We start from the raw sequence: 26,030 nt of genomic DNA, 5'->3' as shown, positions 1-26,030 counted from the left end.
CGAGAATCGGGCGCCATGGGCCATCTCGATGTCGCGCACCTGGAGTACTACCTGCCGGACGGCCGCGCGCTGCTCGCGGACGCCTCGTTCCGGGTGGCGGAGGGCTCGTCCGTCGCGCTGGTCGGGCCGAACGGGGCGGGCAAGACGACGCTCATGCGGATCCTGTCCGGTGAACTCAGGCCGCACGGCGGCTCGTTCGCCGTCAGCGGCGGTCTCGGGGTGATGCCGCAGTTCGTCGGCAGCGTCCGGGACGAGAGCACGGTGCGGGATCTGCTCGTCTCCGTGGCGCCGCCGCGGATCCGGGAGGCGGCGCGCGCGGTCGACGACGCCGAGTACGCGGTGATGACGGTGGACGACGAGGCCGCGCAGCTGCGGTACGCGCAGTCCCTCGCCGACTGGGCGGAGGTGCGCGGCTACGAGGCCGAGACGCTCTGGGACATGTGCACGACGGCCGCGCTCGGGACGCCGTACGAGAAGGCGCGCTGGCGGGAGGTGCGCACGCTCTCCGGCGGCGAGCAGAAGCGGCTGGTGCTGGAGTGCCTGCTGCGCGGCGGCGACGAGGTGCTGCTGCTGGACGAGCCGGACAACTATCTGGACGTGCCCGGCAAACGCTGGCTGGAGGAGCAGCTGCGGCGTACGCGGAAGACGGTGCTGTTCATCTCGCACGACCGGGAGCTGCTCGCCCGTGCGGCGGAGAAGATCGTCAGCGTGGAGCCGGCGCCGGGCGGTTCGGACGTGTGGGTGCACGGCGGCGGCTTCGCCACGTACCACGCGGCGCGCAAGGAGCGGTTCGCACGCTTCGAGGAGCTGCGCAGGCGCTGGTCGGAGAAGCACGCCCAGCTCAAGAAGCTGGTGCAGACGCTGCGCCAGGCGGCCTCCGTCAGCGACGACATGGCCTCCCGGTACGCGGCGGCGCAGACGAGGCTGCGCAAGTTCGAGGAGGCGGGGCCGCCTCCTCAGCCGCCGAAGGAGCAGGACATCCGGATGCGGCTGCGCGGCGGTCGCACCGGCGTGCGCGCGATCACCTGCGAGAACCTGGAGTTGACCGGTCTGATGCGGCCGTTCGGCCTGGAGGTGTTCTACGGCGAGCGGGTCGCGGTGCTCGGCTCGAACGGCTCGGGCAAGTCGCACTTCCTCCGGCTGCTGGCGGGCGGCTCCGTCGCGCACACCGGCCACTGGAAGCTGGGCGCCCGGGTCGTCCCCGGCCACTTCTCGCAGACGCACGCGCATCCCGAACTGCACGCCAGGACCCTGCTCGACATCCTGTGGCGGGAGCACGCGCACGACCGGGGCGCGGCCATGCCGGTCCTCAACCGGTACGGCCTCTCCGGCCAGGCCGAGCAGCGCTTCGGCGATCTGTCGGGCGGCCAGCAGGCCCGCTTCCAGATCCTGCGGCTCGAACTGGCCGGGACGACGGCGCTGCTGCTGGACGAGCCCACGGACAACCTGGACCTGGAGAGCGCCGACGCCCTTCAGCAGGCGCTGGAGAGCTACGAGGGGACGGTGCTGGCCGTCACCCACGACCGCTGGTTCGCCCGCGCCTTCGACCGCTTCCTGGTCTTCGGCGCCGACGGCCGGGTACGGGAGACCCCGGAGCCGGTCTGGGACGAGGGGCGGGTGGCCCGGGCCCGCTGAGCCGCCACCGGGCGTGGCCCGCGGGGCGCCGGTGGCGTCAGGAAATCCCGCGGAAACTCTTGACGAACAACCGTGCGCATTATTGACTCCTGCTCGTACCACCGGCCGTCGCGGGTCCGCCCGAGCCGGCCGGGGTTTCTTGGGCAGGCACAGACACAGACCACCTGTCGGTGGCCTCGCTGTGTCTGCTTTTCACGTTGTGCCGCCGGTCAGGTCCTCCTGAAAAGGCGGAGTTATGGCACAACGTCCGAGCGTCAAAGGCGTCGCCGACATCGTTGCGCTCATCGACGGGCTGCGCACCGTGACGGGTCGCGCACGGATCACCTGGTATCTCGCCTTCGGCGGCCTCTTCCTCGATGCGTACGCCAACGCGGCCCTCAGCGCGGGGCTCGGTCCGATGACCGACCAGATGCATCTCTCCAGCACCCAGATATCGGTGCTGACCGCCACGGCGCCGTTCCTGGCGATCCTCTTCAACCCCGTCGGCGGCTGGCTGGCGACCCGCATCGGCCGGGTGCCGCCGCTGCTCGTCGCGAAGGTGTTCGCGGTGGCGGGAGCGCTGCTGGCCGCCTTCTCGGGTGACTTCACCACGGTGTGGCTCGGGCGGGTGCTCGTCGGTGTCGCCTACGGCGTGGACTTCGCCGTCGCGATGGCGCTGCTCGCCGAGTACACCCCGAAGGCCAGCAGCGGCCGGCTGAACCTGTGGCAGGCCGTCTGGTACTGCGCCACCACCGGGAACCTCGTGCTGGCCCTGGGCTTCTACCAGCTGGACGTCGGCCAGGACATCTGGCGCTGGTCGCTGGGTTCTGCCGGGGTGATCGCCGCGGTGCTGCTGGTGCTCCAGTGGCTGTTCCTGGTGGAGAGCCCGGCGTGGCTGGCGAGCAAGGGGCGGCTGGAGGACGCCGTCCGCAGCCTGCGGCGCATCTACGGCATCGACGCGGTGGCCGCGCCGGACGCCGGTACGGCCGGCGAGCACACCGCCGCCCCCGCCGTGGGACTGCGGGACGCCGGGCTGCTGTTCAAGGGCGCCTATCTGCCGCGCACGGTGCTCTCCTCGGTCATCTCCCTGGGGCAGGGCCTCCAGTACTTCGCTGTGGGCTGGTATCTGCCGGTCATCAGCCTGACGATCTTCGGGGAGAGCTTCGAGAAGGCGACGATCGGTTCGATGGTGTTCAACGCCGTCGGCATCGTCGGCGGGCTCGCCTCCGCCTGGTGCGGACGGCGGATGGGGCTGCGGCTCAGCTCCGCCTGGGGCTTCGGCGGGGTGTGCGTCGCGCTGGTGCTGATGGGGCTGACCTTCGGCAAGGCACCGCTCGTGGTGGCCTTCTGTCTGCCGGTGCTGTTCATCCTGTGCCACTCGGCGGGCCCCGGCGCCAACGGCAAGTCCATCGCGGCGCTGTCCTACAGCAGCGACGTGCGGGCCCTGGGCACCGGTGTGACCGGCATGGTCGGCAGCTTCGGCAGCGTCATCGGGCTGTACGTCTTCCCGCAGATCAAGGACGCGCTGGGGCTCGCGCACACCTTCCTGGTGCTGGCCGTCGTCCCGCTGCTGGGCATGCTCACCTGCCTGGCCGTCAAGTGGGACCCGACGCGCACCGACGCCTCGCCGGACGACGAACAGCCGGACGAGCAGGGGCCCGCACTGCCCGGCTCCTCGCCCGCCGCCGCCCCCGCGCGATGAGCCGCGCCGGGCACCCGGCCCGGGGCGGGGACGGTACGCACGACAGGGACCACGGACGAGAAGGAGCGGCCATGAGCGGCATGCCGGCGCGCACGGGCGTGCTCGCCATCGACGAGGGCACGACGGGGACGCGGGCAGCGGTCGTCGGCACGGACGGAAAGGCCGGCGAGGTCTGCTACCGGCCGCTGCGGGTCGGCCACCCGGACGCGCTCTCCGTCGAGCAGGACCCGATGGAGATCTGGACGGCCACGCTGGACGTCGCCCGGCGGGCGCTGTCCGCCGCAGCGGACCAGGGCGTGCGCGCCACCTCGGTCGCGCTGACGACGCAGCGGGCCACGGCCGTCCTGTGGGACGCGGTCACCGGGCTGCCGCTGCTGCCCGCCGTCGTCTGGCAGGACCGGCGGTACGCCCGGGATCTCGCCGCGTACGAGGCGGAGTGGGATCCGGTGCTGCTGGAGCGCACGGGCCGGCCGGTCGGCTCGCGTTCGCCCTTCCTGTGGGCGGCGCGGCAGCTCGCCGAGCGGCCCGAGGTGGCGGCGGCGCACCGGGAGGGGCGGCTGCGGTTCGGCACCGTGGACACCTGGCTGATCTGGCAGCTGACCGGCGGCGCCACCTACGCCACGACCGCCTCCAACGCGGGCTCGACCGGCGGCTATCTGCTGCGCGAGCACGCCTGGGACACGGAGTGGATCACCCATCTCGGCTTTCCCGCCGAGCTGTTGCCCGAGCTGCGCGCCGACTGCCCCGGCGACGGCGAGCACTTCGGCACGACCGACGAGGACACCCTCGGCATCGCCGTCCCGCTGGCCGCCTCGATGGGCGACCAGCACGCGGCGCTGCTGGCGCTCGGCGGCCCGCAGGCCGGGCACGGCATGTGTGTGTTCGGCACCGGCGCCTTCGTCGACGTCTCCACGGGGGAGGTGCCGGCCCGGCCGCGCGAGGACATCGCCGGGGTGCTGGCCCAGCCCGGCTGGCGGCAGGGCGCCACGACCGTCTTCAGCCTGGAGGCGTACTGCTCGACGACGGGCTCGGCGCTGCGCTGGCTCTGCGAGGACCTGGGGATGTTCCGCTCGCCGCAGGAGATCGGCGAGCTGGCGGCCCGCTCCGGGTACCGGCCGGGCGGCCCGCGCTTCGTCCCGGCGCTGGCCGGGGTGCGGGTGCCGGTGTGGCGGCCGGAGGCGACGGGCGCGCTGAGCGGGCTGAGCCTGGCCACCACCAAGGAGGACGTGGCGCACGCCGTGCTGGAGGGCATCGCGCACTCGGTGTGCGACCTGGTCGACGGGGTGACGGCCACGATGGGCGCCCCGCTGGCCCGGCTGCGGGCCGGCGGCGGGGTCGCCGGCAGCGACGCGCTGATGCGGATGCAGGCCGCGCTGGTCGGTATGCCGCTGGAGCGGGTCGCCGACGCGGCCACCGCGAGCCTGCGCGGCAGCGCCTATCTCGCGGGCGTCGGCACGGGGACGTGGGCCTCCCTCGACGAGATCGACGAGATCGTCTCGGCGTCGCCGACGGGCGACGTCTTCGAGCCCGAGGAGAACGGGAGCGTGCGGGAGGAGCGGCGGGCCGAGTGGCGTGCGCTGCTGGCGGCGCATCTGCGCGAGCCGCTTCCCGGACCGGACGCGGCGGCCCGCCGGCCGTCGCAGAGCACTACCTGGAGTTGATTGTGATCACCTTGCCTGCCCGCAAGCCGGGGCGCTCGGCGCGGGCGACGCGCCGCTCGGCCCTGCTGCTGGACCGGGAGCGGGCCGCCCGGCAGCTCGCGGACGAGCCGTACGACGTACTGGTCGTCGGCGGCGGCATCACGGGCGTGTACACGGCGCTGGACGCGGTCTCACGGGGGCTGCGCACGGCGCTGGTGGAGAAGGACGACTTCGCCTCGGGCACCTCGTCGAAGTCGTCGAAGATGGTGCACGGCGGACTGCGGTACATCGAGCAGGGCAACGTCAATCTGGTGCGCCACTCCCTGCTGGAGCGGCACCGGTTCCGGCGCAACGCCCCGCACCTGGTGCACCGGCTGCCGTTCCTCTTCCCCGTGCTGGAGCAGGAGGGCGTGTTCGACCCCCGCCTGGCCAAGGGCTTCGAGGGCCTGCTGTGGACGTACGACCTGGTGGGCGGCTGGCGCATCGGCAAGCTGCACCAGCGGCTGTCGGTGCCGCAGGTGCTGGCGCACGCGCCGACGCTGCGCAGCGAGCATCTGCGGGGCGGACTGCTCTACTTCGACAGCCGCGCCGACGACGCGCGCCTGACCCTGACCGTGGCCCGCACGGCGGCGGCGCTGGGCGCCACCGTCCTCAACGGGGCCCGGGTCGACGCCCTGTTGACCAGCGGCGGCCGGGCGAGCGGCGCCAGGGTGACGGTCGACGGGCAGGAGCTGGAGGTCCGCGCGCGTGCCGTCGTCAACGCCACGGGTGTGTGGAGCGACCGGCTGGACGCGATGGCGGACACCGGGCACAGCGACCAGGTGCGCCCGGCCAAGGGCGTGCACATCGTGGTGCCCTGGCACAAGCTGCGCATCGACTGCACGGTGACGGTGCCGATACCCGGCCGCGCCCGCCGCGCGACCTGCACCCGCTGGGGCGACACCGTCGTCCTGGGCACCACGGACACCGACTACACGGGCTCCGTCGACGACGTGCACTGCACCCGGGAGGAGATGGAGTTCCTCCTCCAGGGCGCACGCACCGCCTTCGACGCCGAGCTGACCCCCGACGACGTGCTCGGCTCGATCGGCGGCCTGCGTCCGCTCGTCGGCAAGAAGGAGGGCGCGACGCTCGACATGAGCCGCGACCACCACATCACCGTCGGCCCCACCGGCATGGTGACGGTGACCGGCGGCAAGCTGACCACCAGCCGGCACATGGGCGAACTCGTCGTCGACAAGGTGCTGGGCGTGCTCGGCCAGAAGGCGCGCAGCCGCACCGTGCATCTGCCGCTGCTGGGCGGTGCCGGCTACGACGCCGAGGCCGTCGCCGCCTCCGGCGGGCTCGCCGCGCACCTGGGCGAGCGGTACGGCACCGAGGCACGGTTCGTGCACGACCTGATCGCCGAGGACCCCTCGCTCGCCGAGCCCGTCGTCGCCTCGCTGCCCTACACCCGGGCCGAGGTCGTCTACGCGGCCCGTGCCGAGCTGGCCCGCTCGGTGGACGACGTGCTCTCGCGCCGGCTGCGGGCCCGGCTGTTCGCCCGGGACGCCTCCGCCGAGGCGGCGCCCGAGGTCGGTGCCCTGCTCGGCCGGGAGCTGGGCCTGTCCGACGCCGAGGTGGAGCGGCAGGTGTCCGCGTACCTCGATTCCGTACGCCACGAGAAGCAGGTCCTGTTCGGGGACCGCGAAGGAGCAGCAGCATGATCAGCCGTCAGACGATCACCAACCCGTTCAACCGGGGCCGTTACACCGTCGGCGCCCCCAGCCCGTCCAGCTGGGCACAGCGCACCCCCGTGGGGGACGGCCCCGCGGCGCTCCAGAGCGACCCGGTCGAGGTGCCGGACGCCGTCGTGGAGCGGCTGCGCGGCGCGGCGAAGGCCGTGCACACCGGGCGCGAGGAGGTGGTGACCCGCACCCGTGACTGGTGGGCGGGCTCGATGATCGGCGAGACGGCGGGCAGCCCGGCCACGCCGCAGGCCGTGGTGGTGGAGGCCGCCGACGAGGAGCAGGTGGCGGCGGTGCTGCGGATCTGCCACGAGGAGGGCATACCGGTCACCGCCTCGGCGGGCCGGAGCAATGTGACCGGTGCCGCGCTGCCGGTGTTCGGCGGCGTGGTCCTCGATGTGTGCGGACTCGACCGGATCCTGTCCTACGACGCGGAGTCGCAGGTCGTGGACGTCCAGGCGGGCATGTTCGGCGACCTGTTCGAGAAGGAGCTCCAGGAGACCCACGGCGTGACGACGGGCCACTGGCCGTCGGCCTTCGCCCTGTCCACCGTGGGCGGCTGGATCGCCTGCCGGGGCGCGGGCCAACTGTCCACCCGCTACGGGAAGATCGAGGACATGGTCGTCGGGGTGGACGTGGTGCACGCCGACGGCACCCGCGCCACCTACGGCGACTACTCCCGGGCGGCCACGGGCCCCGATCTGCGCCAGCTGTTCGTCGGCTCGGAGGGCACCCTCGGGGTGATCGTCTCGGCCCGGCTGCGGGTGCACCCGCTGCCGGAGTACGCCAAGGCGCTCGCGTTCGGCTTCGAGACGTTCGCGCAGGGCCTGGAGGCGTGCCGCCGTATCCTCCAGCGCGGCGCGACCCCCGCGGTGCTGCGGCTGTACGACGCGCTGGAGAGCGGCGTCCACTTCGACCAGCCGGACACCAATCTGCTGCTGATCGCCGACGAGGGCGACCCGGCCCTGGTCGACGCGGCACTGCGGGTCAGCCGCGAGGTGTGCGAGGAGTACGGGCCCGAGCTGGACAGCGAGACGGTCTTCGCGCGCTGGCTGGACGAGCGGATGCTGGTGGGCAAGTCCTCCGACGGCTTCAAGCAGTCCCCCGGCTTCGTCGCCGACACCCTGGAGATGGCGGCCAGTTGGAAGGATCTGCCGGTCATCTACGACGAGGTGGTCGCCGCGATCCGGTCGGTGCCCGGCACGCTCGCCGCCTCGGCGCACCAGTCGCACGCCTACACCGACGGCGCCTGCGTGTACTTCTCGCTGCGCGGCGACGTCGACCCGGCCGAGCGCCGCGCCTGGTACCGCTCGGTGTGGGACGCGGCGAACGCGGTCCTGATCGAGCACGGCGCCGCCCTGAGCCACCACCACGGCTGCGGGCTGCTGCGCGGCCCGTACCTGGCCGACGCGCTCGGCGCCGGGTTCGCGACGTTCACGGCGGTGAAGGAGGCGCTGGATCCGAAGGGCATCCTCAACCCTGGCAAGCTGGGCCTCCCCAGCCGATTCGGGACCTCCCCGCTGAGCTGACGAAACACCGGAGAAGGTATGAGCCCGCAGCACCGGCCCAGCGCCACCTCACTCGACCGGAGACTCTCCGCGGCGTTCGCGAAGGTACCGGTCGTCGCCTCCGTGGTCGGCGCACCGCATCTGAAGGACTTCCTGACCGCCCCGGCCTCGGTGTGCATCCTGGCCTCGATACCGGTCGGGAAGCTGCCGCAGGTGGTGCCCGCGCTGGGCCGGGCGGGCAAGACCGTCTTCGTCAACGTCGACTCCAGCCCCGGTCTCGCACAGGACCGGGGCGCGCTGGAGTTCCTCCGGCAACTGGGCGCGGCGGGGATGGTCAGCACCCGCCTGTCCCTCGTCGAAAAGGGCCGCCCGCTGGGCCTGTTGACGATGCAGAAGGTCTTCGTCACCGACCGCTCCAACCTCAACCGGAGCCTGGACGCGGTCTCCCGGGGCCTGCCGGACCTCGTGGAGGTCATGCCGGCGCCGATCGTCGCGCGCATGTCGGCCGAGTCGCTGCGCGCGCTGACCCCGCACGTGGCCGCCGGTTTCGTGCAGTCCGCCGCCGATGTGGCCGAGGCGCTGGAACTGGGCGCCGTCGCCGCGGCCACCTCCGACCCCCGGCTGTGGCACCTGACCCGGGACGCCCTGGCCGAAGCCGCCGAGAAGTGAGAGGGAACATGAGTTACGGGAGTTATGTCGTCGTGGCGCGGTACCGCACCCTGCCCGGCAAGCAGGACGAGGTCCTGGCGCTGCTGGACGAGATGGCCGCGGCCTCCCGGCGGGAGCCCGGCAACCGGCAGTACCGGGTGCACCAGGGCACCGAGGACCCGCGCACCGTCGTCCTGTACGAGGAGTACGACGCCGAGGAGGACTTCACGGCCCACTGCGCCTCCGCGCACTTCCGCCGCCACGTGCTGGAGGGTGTGGTCCCGCTGCTGGAGTCCCGCGACGTGGTGCGCCTGGCGCCGCGCGGCACCGGCGCGGCCACGGAGGCCCCGGCATGAGGACACGGGCCGCCGTTCTGCGTGAGGTGTGCACCGCGCGCCCCTACGGCACGAGCGCCCCCGTCGAGGTCGAGGAGCTGGAGCTGGGGGCGCCGCGGGAGGGTGAGGTCCTGGTGCGGATCGCCGCGGCGGGGCTGTGCCACTCGGATCTGTCGGTCGTCAACGGCGACCGGGTCCGTCCGCTGCCGATGGCGCTGGGGCACGAGGCGGCCGGCGTGGTGGAGGAGACCGGGCCCGGGGTGTCCCGGGTGGCGGCCGGCGACCATGTGGTGCTGGTGTTCGTCCCCGGCTGCGGGCACTGCGCGTCCTGCGCGGAGGGCCGGCCCGCGTTCTGCCCGGCGGCGGCCGAGGCCAACGGCTCGGGCGGGCTGCTGCACGGGCCGTCGCTGCTGCGCGACACGGCAGGCCGCACGGTCCACCACCAGCTGGGCGTCTCGGCGTTCTCGCAGCACGTCGTGGTGGCCCAGGAGTCGCTGGTGCCGGTGCCGGACGATGTGCCGTTCACCGTCGCCGCGCTGTTCGGCTGCGCCGTGCTCACGGGGGCGGGCGCGGTCGTCAACACGGCCGGGCTGCGGCCCGGCCAGTCGGCCGTCGTGTTCGGGCTGGGCGGGGTCGGCCTGTCCGCCGTGCTGGGGGCGCGTGCCGCGGGCGCCTCCCCGCTGGTGGCGGTCGACCCGGTGCCCGCCAAGCGGGAGCTGGCCCTGCGGCTGGGCGCCTCGCACGCGTTCACGCCCGAGGAGGCGGCCGAGGGCGTCGCGGATGTCACCGGCGGCGGCGCCCGGTTCGCCGTCGAGGCGGTGGGCAGCCCGTCCGTCGTCGCCGCCTGCATGGCGGCCGTCGCACGGGACGGGACGGTCGTCTCGGCGGGGCTCCCGGCGCCCGGCCGGATGCTGGACTCCGTGCCGGCGCTGGCCTTCGCGGGCGAGGGCAAGTCCCTCGTGGGCTCCTACATGGGCGACGCCGTGCCGCAGCGGGACATCCCCCGCTATCTGGGCCTGTGGCGGGCCGGTCTGATGCCGGTCGAGGAGCTGCACACGGGGACGCTCCCGCTGGCGACCGGGGAGCTGAACGAGGCCCTGGAGGCGCTGGCGGACGGCTCGGCCATCCGCCGGCTGCTGGACCCCTCGGGCATGCTCCCGGCCTGAGCCGCACCGGCCGGGCGGCGCGCCGCCCGGCCGGTGCGCACGCCGCCGTCCCGGACGCCCGGCTCCCCGGGGACGCGCCGGGACGGCGGCGGCTGTGGCGGCCCCGCCGGGACGGGGCCCTCAGTGGGAGCCGGGGCGTTCGCTCTTCGGGCCGCGGCCGCGGTCGGAGTGCGGTCCCGAGGGGCGCCACTTGGGGTCCTGCTCCATGTCCCGCTTGGCCTCCTCGTTGGCCTGCTTGCGGTCGGCCTCCCCGGTCTTCTCCTTCTCCTTGCGCCGTCGCGCCCGGTGGATGTCGTAGCTCTTGCTGCCGGGTTCGGGCATGTCGATCACCTCGCGGCCCGGGTTCCCGTCCGGCCCGGCGGAAAACGGCTCGGGGCACGGCGCGGCACGGGGTGTGACGGCCGTCGCACCCCGGTGTTCCCCCGGACTCTTGCGCCTCCTCTCCGTGCGGAGATACGTTCCAGAACAGTTCCGGAATCGATTTCGGAAACGTTCCAAGGACTCGGGAGGCGCACGCCGGCTCCCGAGTGACGAACGACCGGACGGCAGAGCACACAGGGGTGCCCATGCAGGAGGCTTCACCGGGCCGGGCCCGGGTGACCATCGCCGACATCGCCCGCGCGGCCGGGGTGAGCAAGCCCACCGTCTCCCGCGCGCTCAACGACCACCGGGACGTGGGCGCGGCCACCCGCGAGCGGGTCCGGGAGGTCGCCGCGGAGCTGGGCTGGTTCCCGCACGCCGGCGCCCGTGCCCTGCGCACCGGCAGGCACGACACGATCGGCCTGCTGATGCCGCTCACCCACTGGTGGGGCTACGCCGACATCCAGTACGGCATCGCCGAGGAGACCGCGCGCCGGGGACTGCACCTGCTCGTCCAGCCGCTGCACCCGGGCGAGCGCGCCGAGCGCGAGTTCGTCACCCGCACCCTGCCCGCGCTCTCGATCGACGGGCTGATCCTGCTGATGCCCGAGGGCACCCCGCGGCACGTGGGCGCGCTCGCCCACACCGGCCCGCCCGCCGTCGTCATCGACGACCGCGGACACCGGCTGGACCTGCCGTACGTGGAGAGCACCAACCGCGCGGGCTTCCGCGATCTCGTCCGCCATCTCGTCGGCACCGGCCGGAAGCGGGTGGCCTTCGCGGGCGGGCAGTTGGACGACGCCTTCGCACAGGAGCGCTTCGAGGGCTACCAGGACGCGCTGCGCGAGGCGGGGCTGCCCTACGACCCGGAGCTGACCGTGCTGCCCGCCGACCGGGAGCCCACCGCCGAGGAGCTCGGCGAGCTGCTCGCGGCGGGGCCCGACGCCGTCGCGGCCGCCTGGGACGAGATCGCGTTCGGCGTGCTCAACGTGGCGCACACCGAGGGGCGCCGGGTTCCGGAGGACCTCGCCGTCGCCGGGTTCGACGACTCGCCCATCGCCCGGGTGATGCGGCCCCCGCTGACCACGGTGCGCCAGCCCTTCCGCGAAATGGGGTCGGCCGCCGTGCGGATGCTCCTCGACGCGATCGAACACGGCGCTCCTCCCGCCCACTTCACCGTCCCCACCGAACTGGTCGTCCGCGCCTCCTGCGGAGCGCGCTGAACGGCACGGCCCCGTCGGCCGGCCGCCCGCGGGCGACGCGCACCACCGGCACCACCAGCACCACCCGGCCGCGTAGGCCGGTCACTCGAAGGAGAGTTGTGTCCACCACCACGGACGACGCCGCAGCGGGCGCCGCAGCGAAGGAGGGCGCACCGGCGCCCGTTGCCAAGGAGCCCGTGCCCGGCTCGTTCATCCTCGTCCACTTCCTCGCCCTGTTCGGGGCCTGGATGGGCGTCCTCGTCCCCTCCCTGGTCTCCGTCGCCCTCAAGGTCGAGCGGATGAACGCCACGGGGAAGGTCGGCGCGCTCTCCCTGGCGCTGGGCCTGGGCGCCCTGGTCGCGCTGGTCGCCAATCCGCTCTTCGGGCTCTTCTCCGACCGCACCACCTCCCGGTTCGGCGCCCGGCGGCCGTGGATGGTCATCGGCACCCTCGGCGGCCTGGCCGGGCTCGCCGTCATCGCCTACGCGTCCGCCACCTGGCAGGTCGTGGTGGGCTGGTGTCTCGCCCAGTGCTTCTACAACGCGCTGGTCGCCGCCGTCTACGGGGCCCTGGCCGACCAGGTCCCGGAGCGCCAACTGGGCTTCGCCTCCGGCGTGCTGGCCCTCGCCAACCCGCTGGCCACCCTCGGCGGCACCTATCTGGTGGACGCGCTGAACGCCTCCACCGTGGCGATCCTCCTCGTCCCGGGCCTGATCGGTGCGGCGCTCATCGTGCCGTTCCTGCTGTACGGCCGGGACCGCCGGATCGCCAGGGCGCAGGTGCCCGCGATGCGTGCCAGGGAACTCCTCGGCTTCCTGTGGACCAACCCGGTGCGCTTCCCCGACTTCGGCTGGGCCTGGCTGAGCCGCTTCCTGATGTGGACGAGCTACGCCACCGTCACCACGTACATGGCCTACTACCTGTCCGACTACCTTGGCCAGGACGAGGACAGCGTCACCCACTACGTGTTCCTCGGCAGCCTGATCGCGAACGTCTTCATCCTCGCCGCCACCGTCCCCGCCGGGCGGATCTCCGACCGGATCGGCCGCCGCAAGCCCGTGGTGTTCGCCGCGGCCGTGCTGCTCGCCGCCGCGATGGGGCTGATGGCCGTGGCCCACTCGGTCACCGGCTTCCTCGTCGCCCAGGCCGTCGTCGGCATCGGCATGGGCGTGTACTTCGCCGTCGACATCGCGCTGCCCACCGACGTCCTCCCCGACGCGAACAACGCGGCCAAGGACCTCGGCGTGATGAACATCGCCGCGACCCTGCCGTACTCGCTCATCACCCTGATAGCGCCCGGCCTGCTGGCCCTCGGCGGCGGCGACAACTACCCGGCGCTGTTCGCCTTCGGGCTGCTCGTCGCGCTGCTCGCCGTCCCCGCCGTCCTGCCCGTCCGGCGCAGCTGAACACCGCACGCACCCCTGCCGGTCGGCGCACCCGCGCACCCGGAACCCGCGCCCCCGGCCCACCTTCGAGAGAGCACCCCATGCACGACCACCAGCGCCCCGCCTACCTCGACCCCGAGCGCCCCGTCGAGGAGCGCGTCACCGATCTGCTCGGCAGGATGACCCTCCGGGAGAAGGCCGGCCAGCTCTTCCACACCGCCAACACGCTCGGCCCCGGCGGCACGCTGCTCACCACCCCGGACGAGGCCAACGGCGTCCGCACCGCCGAGGAGCTGGTCCTGGAGCGCGGGCTGACCCACTTCAACATCCTGGGCGGCGACGATCCCCAGGAGATCGCGCACTGGCACAACGAGATCCAGGAGCTGGCCGCCTCGACCCGGCTCGGCATCCCCGTCACCGTCTCGACCGACCCGCGGCACGGCATGTTCTCCACGCCCGCCGCGGGCCAGGCCATCGAGCGGCTGTCGCGCTGGCCGGAGCACACCGGGATCGGCGCGATCGGCGACCCGGCGCTGGCCGAGGCGTACGGCGACGTGGTGCGCAGGGAGTATCTGGCGCTGGGGATCCGGGTGGCGCTCGGTCCGATGGCCGATCTGTTCACCGACCCCCGCTGGTCACGCGGGTACGGCACGTTCGGCGAGGACCCGGTCACGGTGTCCGCCATGACGGCCGCCTTCATCCGGGGGCTGCGCGGCCCCGGCGAGGGCCTGGGCCCGTCCTCGGTCGCCGCCATGGTCAAGCACTTCCCGGGCGGCGGCCCGCAGTTGGGCGGCGAGGACGCGCACGATCCGCGCCACCGCGAGCAGGTCTACCCCGGCGGGCTGGCCCGGCTGCACCAGCTGCCCTTCGACGCCGCGTTCCGGGCCGGCGCGACCCAGGTGATGACCTACTACGGCATGCCGGTCGGGGTGCCGGGCTGGGAGGAGGTCGGCTTCGCGTTCAACCGCCCCGTGGTGACGGACCTGTTGCGCGGGCACCACCGTTTCGACGGCATCGTGTGCACCGACTGGAACGTCGTCGAGTCCACCATGCTGGAGGGCGACGTCTTCGACGCGCACGGCTACGGTCTGGAGCACCTCTCCCCCGCCGAGCGCCTCGCCCGCGCCCTGGACGCCGGCGTCGACCAGTTCGGCGGCGACGACTGCACCGGGCTGGTGCTCGACCTGGTGGACGCCGGGCGGATCACCGAGGCCCGTATCGACCTCTCCGTGCGCCGGCTGCTGCGGGAGAAGTTCCGCCTCGGCCTGTTCGAGAACCGCCGGGTCGACGCGGCGGCCGCCGCCACGTCTGTCGGCACCGAACCGCTGCGCCGCGCGGGGCGCGAGGCCCAGCGGCGCTCCCTGACGCTGCTGAAGAACGCCGAACTCCCCGCCTCGGTACGGGGGAAGGGCCCGCTGCTGCCGCTGCGGGAGGGGACGCGGGTGTACACGGAGGGCCTCGCGGCCGAGGCACTGGCCGGGTACGCCGAGCCCGCCGCGGCACCCGAGGACGCCGAGGTCGCGCTGCTGCGGCTGCACGCCCCCTACCAGAACCGGGGCGGGACGCTCGACGAGTGGTTCCACGGCGGTGATCTGCGCTTCCCGGCGGAGACCGAGGAGCATGTGCGGGCCGTCGCCGCCGTGGTGCCGACGGTCGTCCTGGTCTATCTGGAGCGCCCGGCGGTGCTGACCGCGGTCGCCGGGAGCGCGCACGCCCTGGTCGGCGACTACGGCGCCGAGGACGACGCCCTGCTGGACGTCGTCTTCGGCCGCAGCGCCCCGCGAGGGCGCCTCCCGTTCGATCTGCCGTCCTCGATGCAGGCCGTGGAGGACAGCCGCGAGGACGTCCCCTTCGACACGGCGGCGCCGCTCTACCGCTGCGGCCACGGGCTCGCCTACGCCCCGGAGTCCGCCTCGGCGCGCTGATACAGCCCCGTCCGGTGCCCGGCGACGGCGGTCGCCGGGCACCGGAACGTGTGCGCGGCGGACCGGACGGAACGCTCAGACCTCGTCGCGCGGAATGGTCGTCTCCCAGCTGCGGGTGAAGACCTCCCGGCCGCCCTCCAGCGCCACCAGCCGGTTGGTGACGTGGAAGTCGTCCACCGTGGAGGTCATCCGGCTGTAGGTGCGGACCTCGGTGTCCCAACCGCCGCGGCTGATGGCGTCGGTGCGCTCGCACTCGACGACGGGCGAGGCCGGGTCGTCCTCCCGGATCCGGAACCGGTTCAGCTCCGTCTCGGTCCGGGTCAGCCCGTCGGTGAGGTCGACGGTGGTGCCGTCCGAGAAGGTCATCTCCACCACCTGTTCACGGGCCACCGGGTCCCACCGCACGGTGCGGGTGGCGGGCACCTCGGTGACGTCCAGCGCGGCGGGCGGGTCCGGGGTGGGCAGCGCCGTGGGTTCGCCGTCCCGGGCCGGGTCGGCGGGGCGTTCGGGGAGCCGGAGCGTGCCGCCCTCCGGGAGCACGGTGACCGTCACCGGTTCGGGCGAGGGCCACATCCACGGCCAGTACGAGGCCGAGACGGAGACGCGCACCCTGCTGCCGGCGGCGAAGGCGTGCCCGGTGAGGAACAGCGGCACCGTCACCCGGTACTGCCTGCCCGGTTCCAGCGGCTGCGGCTCGGCGTGCGAGTCGCGGTGCGTCAGGTTCAGCAGCCCGGTGGTGACCAGGCGGGAGGCACCGTCCGGGGTGACCTCGCAGAGGCGGACGGCGAGCTGGGCCCGGGGCCGGTCGGCGGACACGGTCAGCTCGACCTCCGGCTCGCCCAGGATCTCCAGCCGCTCGGTCAGCGGGGCGGAGGTGAAGGTGTGCGAGCGGCCGTCGTCCGCCGACTGGTCACCGGGGCGGCCGGCGAGGTCGCCGAACTGGAGGACGTTGCCGGCCGCGGCGCCGACGGCGAGCGGCGAGCGCAGCTGTGCGGCGGGCTGTGCGCCGGGGGCGCCGGCCTGCTCGGGCGGCAGCGCGGCGGTCCCCCGCAGCGCGAACTCCCGGGCGTGGATGTGCGGCGAGGGCAGTTCCTCCTCGACGACCCAGCGGCCGGGGCGCTCCTCGCTGTCGCTGCCGAACGGCGCGGGGTCGGGCATCCAGGCGCGCAGCGCGGGCAGCCGGTCGGCGCCGGTGTCGTCGCCGCGCAGGTAGCGCCCGAACCAGCGCAGGCACTCGCCGATGAAGTCCATGGCCGGGCCGGGCTCGGCCTGGTGGGGGTAGGTGTGCGCCCAGGGACCGATCAACCCCTTGGCCGGGGAGGTGAGTTCGCCGAGCAGCCGGCGGACGGCGCCGCGGTAGGGGTCGGCCCAGCCGCCGACGGTGAGGACGGCGGCGGTGATGGCCTCCGGGTTCTCGATGACGGAACCGTGCCGCCAGTAGGCGTCCCGGCGCTGGTGGCCGAGCCAGGTGTCGAGGTAGGAGGGGGTGCGGGCCATCCGCGCGAACCACTCCTCGCGCCAGGCGTCCCCGTAGACCTCCGGGTCCTGGGGGCGGGCGTTGTAGCAGAGCATGGTGGCGGCCCAGGGCAGCATCTCGGAGGCGAGGACGGCGCCGCCCTGGTAGTGCACGTCGTCGTGGTAGCGGTCGTCGGTCGAGCAGACCGTGACGACGGCCTTGAGCTGCGGCGGGTTCATGGCGGCGACCTGGAGGCCGTTGAAGCCTCCCCAGGACTTGCCGATCATCGCGACGTTCCCGTCGCACCACTCCTGCTGCTCCAGCCAGGCCAGGATGTCGACGGCGTCGTCGAGTTCGTCCTGGTGGTACTCGTCGAGCATGACGCCCTCGGAGTCGCCGGAGCCGCGGCAGTCGACGCGGAGCGCGGCGTAGCCGGCCCGGGCGAAGGCTCCGTGGAGGGTCACGTCACGGGAGGCGGTGCCGTCGTTCTTCCGGTACGGGATGTACTCCAGGATCGCGGGCTGCGGCTCCGTCACGTCCTCGGGGAGCCAGACCCGCGCGGCGAGGCGTACGCCGTCCCGCATGGGGATCCATACGTGGCGCAGCACGCGCACGGGGTGGTGCGGGCGGGGTGCGGGGTCGGGGTGGTGCATGACGGGATCCCTCACAGAAAGTCCATCTCGGTTCGCTCTCGACCATATGTGACCGTATATTTTGGCGGAGCGACACATTCCGATTGTGTGGGCCGCCTGGATTCCCGGCCTCCGCTCCCCTCACGGCTCGGCGGAGCCGCTGTGCGACCGCCGGCCCGTGCCGAGCACGAGGAGCACTTTTGGTGACGGCTGGTCAAGACGGCCGCGAACCCCGGCGGCCGGGAGAGAACACCGCGGTGGACGCCCCCGAGGACGGCGCCGGTGCGGCGCCCGGCGGCGGGGCCGGCGGCGTCGAAGGCGCCGACGGCGCGGGCGGTGCCGGTGGCGCCGGGGGCACCGGGACGGCCGTGCCCGAGCCGGGCAGCCGCCGCTTCACCTTTCCCAGCGCCATCACCGTGCTCACGGTGGTCACCGTCGCGGTGTGGATCGCGGCGTTCTTCATCCCCAGCGGCGAGTACGAGCGCAACGGCGACGGCAACCCGATCGAGGGGACGTACCACCGCATCCCGTCGCCCGAGGACTTCTGGTCCCGCCTGGGCGACCTGCTGACCTTCCCCGTCAACGGCCTCTACGGCGTGGAGGACCCGAAGACCGGGCACGTCGACCCGGACGCCTCCGGCGCGCTCTACGGCAGCGCCGGGGTGTTCTTCTTCGTCCTCGCCATCGGCGCGTTCATCACCGTCGTGTTCGCGACGGGCGCGCTGGACCGCGGCATCGGCCGGCTCGCACACCGGCTGCGCGACCGCGGCGGGATGCTGATCGCCGGGGTGATGGTGGTCTTCGCGCTGCTCGGCTCCGTCGAGGGCTGGTCGGAGGAGACCCTCGGCTTCTACGGGCTGATCGTCCCGCTGATGCTCGCGCTCGGCTTCGACCGCCTGGTGGCCTGCGCGGCGATCCTGCTCAGCTCCGGCATCGGCATCCTGGCCGCCACCGTCGACCCGTTCTCCATCGGCGTGGCCTCGTCCGCCGCCAAGGTCTCCATCGGCGACGGGATCGTGCTGCGCACCATCATGTTCGTGGTGCTCACCGGCGTCACGATCGCCTATGTGCTGCGCTACGCGCGCCGGGTGCGCAAGGACCCCTTCCGCTCGCGCAGCGGATTCCTGCCGGGCGACAAGGACATCGACGCCTCCCGCGCCCCGGAGCCGGACCGGCTGACCCGCCGCCAGACCACCGTCCTGGTGCTGCTGGTGGTCACGTTCGCGCTGATGATCTTCTCGGTGATCCCCTGGGCCAGCGCCCTGACCGGCGACCCCGACGCCGCGCCCTACTCCTGGGAGCTGGGCTGGTCCTTCCCCGAGCTGGCCGCGCTGTTCCTGATCGCCGCCGTGGTGGTGGGCTTCGTCGGCCGGCTCGGTGAGCAGAACTTCACCGCCACGCTCACCAAGGGCATGGGCGAGTTCATCGCGCCCGCGCTGGTCGTGGTGCTCGCCCGCGGCATCACGGTGATCATGAACAACTCCAAGATCACCGACACCGTGCTGAACGCCGTGCAGGGCGTGGTCAGCGGGACGGACTCGGCGCTGTTCACCGTCCTGGTGTGGGTGGTGAACCTGCCGCTCGCCTTCCTCATCCCGAGCACCTCGGGCCACGCCACGCTGACCATGCCGATCCTCGCGCCGCTCGCCCAGTTCGCCGAGGTGCCCCGCTCGCTGGTCGTCACCGCCTGGGCGACCTCGAACGGCATCATGAACATGTGCATCCCGACCAGCGCGGTGCTCATGGGCGGGCTCGCGCTGGGCAAGGTCGGCTACAACACCTACATCCGCTTCATCGCCCCGCTGCTGGCCGTCATCGCGGTGCTGACCTGCGGCTTCCTCGCGCTGGGTACCGTCATCGGCTGACCGCGCTCACTCCACGGGCCGCGCCCCGCGCCGCGCCAGGTCGCCGGCGGAGGTCACCAGTTCGGTGAGGACGCCGTGGCAGTCCTTGGGGTGCAGAAAGGTGACCCGGGAGTCCATGGAGCCGGTGCGGGGCGGGTCGAACACGACGCGGATGCCCGCCTCGCCCGCGGCGCCGGCAGCGGCGTCCACGTCCGGCGTGCCGAACGCGATGTGGTGGACGCCCTCCCCGTGCCGCTCCAGCCACGTGGCGACGGCACAGTCCTCCCGCACCGGCTCCAGGAGCTGGAGCCAGCAGGCGTTGCCGTCGTCGGTGCCGTTGACCCGCAGCATCGCCTCCCGGACGCCCTGTTCCTCGATGACCTGCGTGTGGTGGACCTCCAGCCCCCAGGTGCGGCGGTAGAAGTCCACGGTCTCGTCCAGGTCGTGGCACGCGATGCCGATGTGGTCGATACGAGTGATCACGTTCTTCCTCCTTCGCCGGGCGTCCGTACCGGAACCCGCGTACCGGTACGGACGGGACGGTGGACGGGTCAGCCGGCCTGCGGGAGCGCGTCCTCGATCGTCCGGCGCAGCTGGCCGATGCTGGCCCGGGCCCGGACGGCCTCGATCAGCTCGGGCATGATGTTGCGGTCGGCGCGGACGGCCTCCGCCAGACGGGCGAGCTGTTCGGGGCAGTCGGTGCGCCGGAAGGGCACCCGCCGGCCGGGCGCCGTGCTGGTGCGGCGCTGCGCGGCGAGGAGCTGCTGCTCCGACTCGTCGACCTCACCGTCGCGGACGCCCACCTGCGGGCCCGGGTCGCGGTAGGCCATGTCGTCGATCTGCGCCTGGAGCCAGCCGCTGCGCATGACGGCCAGCATGCCGCCGCGGTCGGCGATCCGCTCCAGCCACTCGGCCGCGTCCCGCTCGATCTCCTCGGCCAGCCGCTCGACCGCCTCCGAGCCGCCGAGCGGGTCGATGTGCCGCACCAGATCGGTCTCCTCCAGCAGGATCTGCTGGATCCGCAGCGCCGTGCGGGCCGCCAACCGGCCGGGGATCTGCACCGCTTCGTCGAAGGAGCACACGTGCAGCGACTGCACCCCGCCCAGCACGGCGGCCAGCGCCTGCACGGTGGTGCGGGCGACGTTGTTGAGCGGCTCCCCCGCGGCCAGCGCCGAGCCGAAGGTGTTGACCTGGATCCGCATCTTGTGCGACTTGGGGTTCCGGGCGCCGTGCAGGGTGCGCATCCGCGTCGCGTACAGCCGCCGGGCCGCGCGGAACTTCGCGGCCTCGGCGAGGAGTTCCATATGGGTGCCGAAGATGAAGCTGAACTGCGGGGCCACGTCGTCCACGGACCAGCCGCGCTCCAGCATGCCCGCCAGATAGGTCTCCGCGTCCGCGATACCGCAGGCGATCTCCAGGGAGCGCTCGGCGCCGGCCTCCCGGGCGTGCCCGCCGGAGAGGGACACCGGGTTGACTCCCGGCATGTGCTGCACGCAGTGCTCGATGACGTCGATGGAGAAGCGCAGGCTCGTGGCGACGTCGAACACCACGGCGTTGCGGGCCAGATGCTCCTTCAGCATCTCGTTCTGCACCGTGCCGCGCAGCTTCGCCGGGTCGCAGCCGGACTCCTCGGCGGCCACGATCCACATGGCGAGGATCATCGGCGCCGTCGCGTTGATGGTGAAGGAGACCGACACCTCGTCCAGCGGGATGCCCTCGAAGACGGCGGCCAGATCGTCCACGGTGGCCACCGAGACGCCGGTGCGGCCCACTTCGCCGGAGGCCAGCTCGTGGTCGGGGTCGAGCCCCATCTGGGTGGGCAGGTCGAAGGCCAGCGACAGCCCCGTCTCGCCCGCGTCCAGCAGATAGCGGAACCGGGTGTTGGTGTCGGTGGAGTCGCCCAGCCCGGCAAGCTGCCGGACCGTCCACGGCCGGGTGGTGTAGCCGCCGGGGTGCAGCCCGGCGTCGAAGGGGTACTCTCCGGGTTTACCCATGGTCTGGCTGCTCCTTCGTCTCGCCGTCGGCGGGCTCGCCGTCCGGTGTCGTCGCCGCCCGGACGAACGCCGCCAGCAGGGTTTCGGGAAGTTCCGGGTCGGCCCCGGGCCCCAGCGCTTCCTGTGCGCGGGTGAAGTCCACGGCCGCGCCCTGGCCGATGAGGTGCTCGCGCACCCCCGGCACGCTCGCGCGGTCCGCCAGGTGTGCGGCGATGCCCTGTGCCTTCGCCGTGGCGGGGCCGCCGTCGGCGAGCACCTCCGTCCAGCGTGCGTGGTCGAGTTGGGGCACGGGCGTGCCGGGCGCGCTCTCCACCTGGCGCCACAGCGTGCGCAGGTCGACGGCCGCGGCCGGGAGGTGGTAGACGGGCACCCGGGGACGGTCGGGGCGGCGGGCGAGCCGGACGATCCACTCGGCGGCGTCGTCCACGGCCGTCCACAGGTCGGTCAGCGGCAGCCGGGAGGCGCACCGCACCTCGGCCACCGCGCGGATCAGTTCGGACAGCGCGTCCTCGGCCAGATACCGGCCGGTGGCCCGGTCGCCCGCGAGCCGTGCGAGGCGGTGCACCGTGACGGGCAGCCCGGCCGCCGCCGCCTGCGCGACGAGCCGTTCGGCCACCCACTTGCTCTGCACGTACCCCGGTGAACCGTGGCAGACGTCGGCGGAGTCCAGCAGATCGACCCGGCCGTCGGCCCACTCCTCCACGCACCGTCCCGACCGCGGGTCACGCGGCGCGACGGCCAGCGTCGAGACGAAGTGGAAGGGCACGCCCCGGCGGGCCGCCAGCCGCAGCAGCGCCGCGGTGGAGCCGACGTTCGCCGGCTCGGCCTGCTCATAGGTGTGCAGCGCGTGGGTGTCGGCCGCGCAGTGGTGGATCTCCCCCACGGTGTCGGCCAGCCGGTCCCGCTCGGCGTCGGTCAGGCCGAGGTCCGGCGCCGACAGGTCGGCCGGTACGGCGACGACGCGGTCGCCGTACTCCGCACGCCAGCGGCCGGCGGCACGCAGCCGGTCCACGAGCCGCGCGTGGGCCTCCGGCCCGCTGCCGGCCCGGACCAGGCAGTGCACCCGGCCGGTGCCCCGGCGCAGCAGCACATCCAGCAGATAGGTGCCGAGCAGTCCGGTCGCGCCGGTGAGCAGGGGCTCCGCCGTGCCGTCCGCCGGACCCGAGGCGTCCGGCGCGACCGCGAACCCCGGGCCCAGCGTGGCCGTGCGCATCCGCTCGGCGCGTGCCGCGGACGCCGCTTCGGCCGCTCCGGCGGCCGGGGGGTGTTCCGCCGACGGGCCCGTCTCCCCCGCCGGCCGTGCGCCGCCGGACGCCCGGTCGCGCAGGACGGCGGCCAGCCGGGCCACGCTGGGCTGCTCGAAGAGGTCGCGCACGCCGAGGCGCACGCCCAGTGCGGCGCCGGCCTGCCGGACGAGCGCGGGCGCCAGCAGCGAGTGGCCCCCGGCGTCGAAGAAGTCGTCGTGGATGCCGAGCCGGCCGTCGCCGAGCGCCTGCCGCCACTGCTCCAGCAGCAGCCGCTCCACCCGGTCGCGGGGGGCCGCCGGTGCGGTGCCGCGCCGGGCCGGGCGGGCCGGTGGTGCGGGCAGGGCCCTGCGGTCCACCTTCCCGGTGCGGGTGACCGGCAGCGCGTCCAGCGGCACGAACACCGAGGGCACCATGTGCCCGGGGACGCGGCCGCGCAGAAATCCCGTCAGCTCGGTGTGCCAGTCCTCGGGCGGCTCACCGGCCGGGACGACGTAGCCGACCAGGTGGCGCAGGGCCGGCTCGTCGCCCGTGGCGCACACCACCGCGTCGGCGACGGCCCGGTGGGAGCGCAGGGCGGCCTCCACCTCGCCCGGCTCGATGCGGTGGCCGCGCAACTTGATCTGCGCGTCGATCCGGCCCAGGTGCTCCAGCGTGCCGTCGGGCCGCCACCGGGCCAGGTCGCCGGTGCGGTACAGCCGCCCGGGGCCGTGCGGGTCGGGCAGGAAACGGTCCTGACCGGATGCGGCGGCGCCGGTGTAGCCGCGGGCGAGGCAGGCGCCCTCGGCGATCAACTCGCCGGGGACGCCCAGCGGGACGGGCCGCAGGTCCGGGCCGGCCACCCGCACCCGCACACCGGCGACGGGCCGGCCGATCGGCGGGTGGGCCGGCCAGTCGCCGGGCGGCCCGGTCAGCCGGTGCGCGGTGACGACATGGGTCTCCGTGGGGCCGTAGTGGTTCTCGACGACGACGCCGGGCAGACCCCGCAGGAAACGCACCGTGTCGGCGGGCAGGTCCAGCCGGTCCCCCGCGACGACGAACTCCCGCAGCGGGGAGGGCCGTCCGTCGGCCAGCGCCGCGCGGGCGAGCTGGTGCAGGACCAGCGGGGGCAGGAAGACGCGCCGGACGTCCCGGCGCACCGCCTCGTCGTGCAGCAGGTCGGGGTCGCGGCGGGCGTCCGGCGGCGGCACGACGAGGGTGCCGCCGGACAGCAGCGTCACGAACACCTCCTGGACGGAGACGTCGAAGCCCTGCGGGGTGATGTGGAAGGTGCGGCAGGGCTCCGGCGCACCGGCCAGCTGCCAGCGCACCAGGTTCTCCAGGGCACCGCGCCGCATGGCGACGCCCTTGGGTCGGCCCGTCGAACCGGAGGTGTACAGCACGTACATGAGGTGATCGGGCCCGGCGGACGGCGGCTGCGGGGCGGCCGCGTCCCGCGGCTCCGCGTACGCCTCGGCCTCCGCCAGGGTGACCACCGGCAGCGCCGCCTGCGGCGGGAGCCGTTCGGCACAGCCGTCACCGACGAGCGCCAGGACGGCGCCGGCGTCGCGCAGCATGTAGGCGACGCGGTCGGCCGGCTGGTCGGCCTGTACGGGCAGGTGGGCGGCGCCGGCCTTGAGGATGCCCAGGACGGCGGCGACGGCACCGGCACCGCGGGGCGCGCACAGGGCCACCACGTCGTCGGGGCCGATACCGCGCGAGCGCAGCAGCCCGGCCACCCGGTCCGAACGGGCGTGCAGGGAGGCGTAGTCCACCGTTCCGGCGGCGTCCTCGACGGCCACCGCGTGCGGCCGGGCCCGCACCTGCTCCAGAAAGCCCTCGACGAGCGGACGGGCGGCGGCGGGTACGGGCGCCGGGCCGGCGGCGAACCGGTCGAGCAGTTCGGCCTCGGCGGCGTCGCCGAGCCGCAGCGCCGAGAGCGCGGTCTCCGGCTCGGCGGCGACGTGCTCCAGCAGCCGCAGACAGTGCGCGGCCATCCGCGCGACGACGGGCTCGTCGAACACCCCCGGCCGGTGGACGAGGTGGCAGAGCAACTCCCCGCCCGTGTCCTCGAAGTGGAACTCCAGGTCGAACCTGGTGGTGGTGACCTTCGTCGGGGAGAGCCGGCTGTCGACGCCGTCGAGCCGGGGCGGGGTGGCACGCGGCCGCAGATCGAACCACACCTGGAACAGCGGGTTGCCCTCCGCCTCCCGCCGCCGCGCGAACCGGGCCACCAGCTCCTCGAACGGCACCCGTTGGTGTTCCATCGCGCCCAGCACCGTCTCCCGCACCCGGCCCAGCAGGGTGGCGAACGACGGGTCACCGGAGCAGTCGGTCCGCGCCGGCAGGGAGTTGACGAAGAAGCCCACCCGGTCGTGCAGCCGACTGCTGTGCCGCCCGGCGACGGGAAAGCCCACCACGATGTCTTTGGCGTCCTCGGCGTCCTCGGCCCCCGTGTACCGGCTCAACAGGGCCTGCACAGCGGCCAGGCACGTCATGAACAGCGTGCTGCGGCGCTGCGCCGACAGCTGCCGCAGCCGGGTCGCCGTCGCCGCCGGCAGCACGAAGCGGCACTCCCGGCCCTCGGGGCGCTCCGCCGCGTCCGCTCCGTCCGGCCGGTGCGCCGCATCTGCTTCGTCTGCTTCGTCCCCGCCGTCCGTGCGCGCCTCGTCCGGCGCGACCGCGGGCGCCGCCGTCCGGGGCAGGTCGAGCGCTTCCGGCAGCCCGTCGAGCTGCTTCTCCCAGTAGGCGAGCTGCGCCGCGTACCCGGCAGCGGCCTCCGGGTCCTCGGCGTCCTCCGGGGACGTGCCGTCGGCGGACTCCCCGTCGAGCGGGGGCAGTTCGGGCGGGCGGCCCTCGCGTGCCGCGCGGTACAGCTCGGCGAGGTCGCGCTGGAGGACGCCGAGGGACCAGCTGTCGACGACGATGTGGTGGAAGGTGAGCGAGAGGACGTGTTCGTCCTCGGCCACGCACAGCAGCCGGGGCCGGAACAGCGGGCCGGCGGCGAGGTCGAAGCGGTGCCGGGCCTCCCGGTCCGTCTCCCGCTCGGCGGCGCGCCGTGCCTGTCCGGGCCCGGCCCCCGTCAGATCGGTGACGTCCAGCAGACCGTGTCGGGGCGGGTGGACGCGGCGCCGGGGCGTGCCGTCGTCCGCTTCCGTACCGGTGCCGGTCTCGACGGTGGTGCGCAGCGCCGGGTGCCGGGCGACCAGCGCGTCGACCGCCGCGGCCAGCGCCGCCCGGTCCAACGGCCCGGTGAGCGTGGCGGACCGGTGCACGGTGTAGGCGGTGCTCGCGGGCTTCAGCTGGTGCAGGAACCACAGCCTGGCCTGCGCGGAGGACAGCGGCGCGGAGGACGGCGAGGGCTCGGCCGGGGACGCCGTCGGCTCCCGGGGCGGCGGGCTCACCGGGTCGTCCCCGGAACCGGATGTGCCGGAGGTACCGGATGTGCCGGTCGGGGTGTCCGTGCACGCGGGCGCGGTGCCGGGGTGCTGCGGTGCGGAGCGGTGCTGCGGCATGGCGTGCTGAGTCCTTGGGGTCGGGCTCCGTCGGAGCGGCGGGGCGGCCGGGCGCGCTGCGGGGGCCGGACGGTTCAGGCGGCGCGGCGGGCGGACGGCGGGCGCGCCCCCGCACGGCACGAAGGTGGTGCGGGCGGTGCCGTGCGGGGGCGCG

General features: G+C 74.1%; 17 protein-coding genes. 12 read left to right on the top strand and 5 right to left on the bottom strand.

Translation table 11 applies throughout. The features are described from left to right. The first annotated feature begins 15 nt into the window (after positions 1-15). The 8 genes from SCA03_RS01495 (at position 16) to SCA03_RS01460 (ending at position 10,340) form a co-directional block, all read left to right on the top strand. Positions 16-1,635: an ABC-F family ATP-binding cassette domain-containing protein gene (locus SCA03_RS01495; RefSeq protein WP_086818009.1), complete on the top strand. Its 1,620-nt coding sequence runs from the start codon at positions 16-18 to the stop codon at positions 1,633-1,635. A gap of 235 nt (positions 1,636-1,870) precedes the next feature. Then, positions 1,871-3,316 (top strand): MFS transporter, encoded by a 1,446-nt coding sequence (locus SCA03_RS01490; RefSeq protein WP_086818010.1) that lies wholly within the window; start codon positions 1,871-1,873, stop codon positions 3,314-3,316. Positions 3,317-3,387: 71 nt separating this feature from the next. Next, positions 3,388-4,977 (top strand): FGGY family carbohydrate kinase, encoded by a 1,590-nt coding sequence (locus SCA03_RS01485; protein ID WP_086818011.1) that lies wholly within the window; start codon positions 3,388-3,390, stop codon positions 4,975-4,977. Between the two features lie 2 nt (positions 4,978-4,979). Beyond that, positions 4,980-6,662, top strand: a complete 1,683-nt coding sequence (locus SCA03_RS01480) for a glycerol-3-phosphate dehydrogenase/oxidase (protein WP_030890426.1) — start codon at positions 4,980-4,982, stop codon at positions 6,660-6,662. Continuing rightward, positions 6,659-8,212: an FAD-binding oxidoreductase gene (locus SCA03_RS01475; RefSeq protein ID WP_086818012.1), complete on the top strand. Its 1,554-nt coding sequence runs from the start codon at positions 6,659-6,661 to the stop codon at positions 8,210-8,212. The genes SCA03_RS01480 and SCA03_RS01475 overlap by 4 nt, the downstream gene beginning before the upstream one ends. Before the next feature lie 18 nt (positions 8,213-8,230). Beyond that, on the top strand, positions 8,231-8,860 hold the full coding sequence (locus SCA03_RS01470; protein WP_030878201.1) for a glycerol-3-phosphate responsive antiterminator: 630 nt from the start codon (positions 8,231-8,233) through the stop codon (positions 8,858-8,860). A gap of 8 nt (positions 8,861-8,868) precedes the next feature. Then, a complete protein-coding gene (locus SCA03_RS01465) occupies positions 8,869-9,195 on the top strand; it encodes a putative quinol monooxygenase (RefSeq protein WP_030890432.1) in 327 nt (108 codons plus the stop codon). Further along, positions 9,192-10,340, top strand: coding sequence for an alcohol dehydrogenase catalytic domain-containing protein (locus SCA03_RS01460; RefSeq protein ID WP_086818013.1), 1,149 nt, complete (start codon positions 9,192-9,194; stop codon positions 10,338-10,340). The genes SCA03_RS01465 and SCA03_RS01460 overlap by 4 nt, the downstream gene beginning before the upstream one ends. 120 nt (positions 10,341-10,460) lie before the next feature. On the opposite strand, the gene SCA03_RS01455 is transcribed toward SCA03_RS01460, so the two are convergent. After that, the gene (locus SCA03_RS01455) at positions 10,461-10,661 is read right to left on the bottom strand and encodes a hypothetical protein (protein ID WP_030890439.1); all 201 of its coding nucleotides are present in this window, start codon (positions 10,659-10,661) and stop codon (positions 10,461-10,463) included. 245 nt (positions 10,662-10,906) lie between these two features. On the opposite strand from SCA03_RS01455, the gene SCA03_RS01450 reads away from it, so the two are divergent. The 3 genes from SCA03_RS01450 to SCA03_RS01440 all read left to right on the top strand — a co-directional run bounded on the left by SCA03_RS01450 (position 10,907) and on the right by SCA03_RS01440 (position 15,212). After that, positions 10,907-11,923 carry a LacI family DNA-binding transcriptional regulator gene (locus SCA03_RS01450; RefSeq protein ID WP_030878188.1) on the top strand — a complete coding sequence of 339 codons (1,017 nt, stop codon included), beginning with the start codon at positions 10,907-10,909 and terminating at the stop codon, positions 11,921-11,923. Between the two features lie 98 nt (positions 11,924-12,021). After that, the gene (locus SCA03_RS01445) at positions 12,022-13,308 is read left to right on the top strand and encodes an MFS transporter (RefSeq protein ID WP_030890445.1); all 1,287 of its coding nucleotides are present in this window, start codon (positions 12,022-12,024) and stop codon (positions 13,306-13,308) included. Positions 13,309-13,388: 80 nt separating this feature from the next. After that, positions 13,389-15,212 (top strand): glycoside hydrolase family 3 protein, encoded by a 1,824-nt coding sequence (locus SCA03_RS01440; protein WP_030878183.1) that lies wholly within the window; start codon positions 13,389-13,391, stop codon positions 15,210-15,212. A gap of 75 nt (positions 15,213-15,287) precedes the next feature. Here SCA03_RS01440 and SCA03_RS01435 read toward each other — a convergent pair whose 3' ends face one another. Next, positions 15,288-17,321, bottom strand: a complete 2,034-nt coding sequence (locus SCA03_RS01435) for a CocE/NonD family hydrolase (protein WP_141275167.1) — start codon at positions 17,319-17,321, stop codon at positions 15,288-15,290. A gap of 347 nt (positions 17,322-17,668) precedes the next feature. Between SCA03_RS01435 and SCA03_RS01425 the strand changes: the two genes are divergently transcribed. Continuing rightward, complete coding sequence (locus SCA03_RS01425) at positions 17,669-19,165, top strand: YfcC family protein (RefSeq protein ID WP_030878178.1); 1,497 nt, start codon at positions 17,669-17,671, stop codon at positions 19,163-19,165. 6 nt (positions 19,166-19,171) lie between these two features. On the opposite strand, the gene mce is transcribed toward SCA03_RS01425, so the two are convergent. The 3 genes from mce to SCA03_RS01410 all read right to left on the bottom strand — a co-directional run bounded on the left by mce (position 19,172) and on the right by SCA03_RS01410 (position 25,876). Beyond that, on the bottom strand, positions 19,172-19,627 hold the full coding sequence (mce, locus tag SCA03_RS01420; RefSeq protein WP_030890453.1) for a methylmalonyl-CoA epimerase: 456 nt from the start codon (positions 19,625-19,627) through the stop codon (positions 19,172-19,174). Positions 19,628-19,695: 68 nt separating this feature from the next. Next, positions 19,696-21,138: a methylmalonyl-CoA mutase family protein gene (locus SCA03_RS01415; protein WP_086815435.1), complete on the bottom strand. Its 1,443-nt coding sequence runs from the start codon at positions 21,136-21,138 to the stop codon at positions 19,696-19,698. Next, positions 21,131-25,876, bottom strand: a complete 4,746-nt coding sequence (locus SCA03_RS01410; protein WP_086815436.1) for a non-ribosomal peptide synthetase — start codon at positions 25,874-25,876, stop codon at positions 21,131-21,133. Before SCA03_RS01410 ends, SCA03_RS01415 begins: the two co-directional genes overlap by 8 nt. Between the last annotated feature and the right edge of the window lie 154 nt (positions 25,877-26,030).

Source organism: Streptomyces cacaoi (assembly GCF_006539165.1).
Classification (GTDB): Bacteria; Actinomycetota; Actinomycetes; order Streptomycetales; family Streptomycetaceae; genus Streptomyces; species Streptomyces cacaoi.
This window is presented reverse-complemented; position numbering and strand designations above follow the sequence as displayed.

What these genes read in the sequence shown, in the direction of transcription:
- SCA03_RS01455 (WP_030890439.1), bottom strand. Translation starts at nt 10,661, where the DNA reads ATGCCCGAACCCGGCAGCAAGAGCTACGACATCCACCGGGCGCGACGG.
- SCA03_RS01475 (WP_086818012.1), top strand. Translation starts at nt 6,659, where the DNA reads ATGATCAGCCGTCAGACGATCACCAACCCGTTCAACCGGGGCCGTTAC.
- SCA03_RS01410 (WP_086815436.1), bottom strand. Translation starts at nt 25,876, where the DNA reads ATGCCGCAGCACCGCTCCGCACCGCAGCACCCCGGCACCGCGCCCGCG.
- SCA03_RS01465 (WP_030890432.1), top strand. Translation starts at nt 8,869, where the DNA reads ATGAGTTACGGGAGTTATGTCGTCGTGGCGCGGTACCGCACCCTGCCC.
- SCA03_RS01435 (WP_141275167.1), bottom strand. Translation starts at nt 17,321, where the DNA reads ATGCACCACCCCGACCCCGCACCCCGCCCGCACCACCCCGTGCGCGTG.
- SCA03_RS01460 (WP_086818013.1), top strand. Translation starts at nt 9,192, where the DNA reads ATGAGGACACGGGCCGCCGTTCTGCGTGAGGTGTGCACCGCGCGCCCC.
- SCA03_RS01450 (WP_030878188.1), top strand. Translation starts at nt 10,907, where the DNA reads ATGCAGGAGGCTTCACCGGGCCGGGCCCGGGTGACCATCGCCGACATC.
- SCA03_RS01485 (WP_086818011.1), top strand. Translation starts at nt 3,388, where the DNA reads ATGAGCGGCATGCCGGCGCGCACGGGCGTGCTCGCCATCGACGAGGGC.
- SCA03_RS01490 (WP_086818010.1), top strand. Translation starts at nt 1,871, where the DNA reads ATGGCACAACGTCCGAGCGTCAAAGGCGTCGCCGACATCGTTGCGCTC.
- SCA03_RS01440 (WP_030878183.1), top strand. Translation starts at nt 13,389, where the DNA reads ATGCACGACCACCAGCGCCCCGCCTACCTCGACCCCGAGCGCCCCGTC.
- SCA03_RS01415 (WP_086815435.1), bottom strand. Translation starts at nt 21,138, where the DNA reads ATGGGTAAACCCGGAGAGTACCCCTTCGACGCCGGGCTGCACCCCGGC.
- SCA03_RS01495 (WP_086818009.1), top strand. Translation starts at nt 16, where the DNA reads ATGGGCCATCTCGATGTCGCGCACCTGGAGTACTACCTGCCGGACGGC.
- SCA03_RS01470 (WP_030878201.1), top strand. Translation starts at nt 8,231, where the DNA reads ATGAGCCCGCAGCACCGGCCCAGCGCCACCTCACTCGACCGGAGACTC.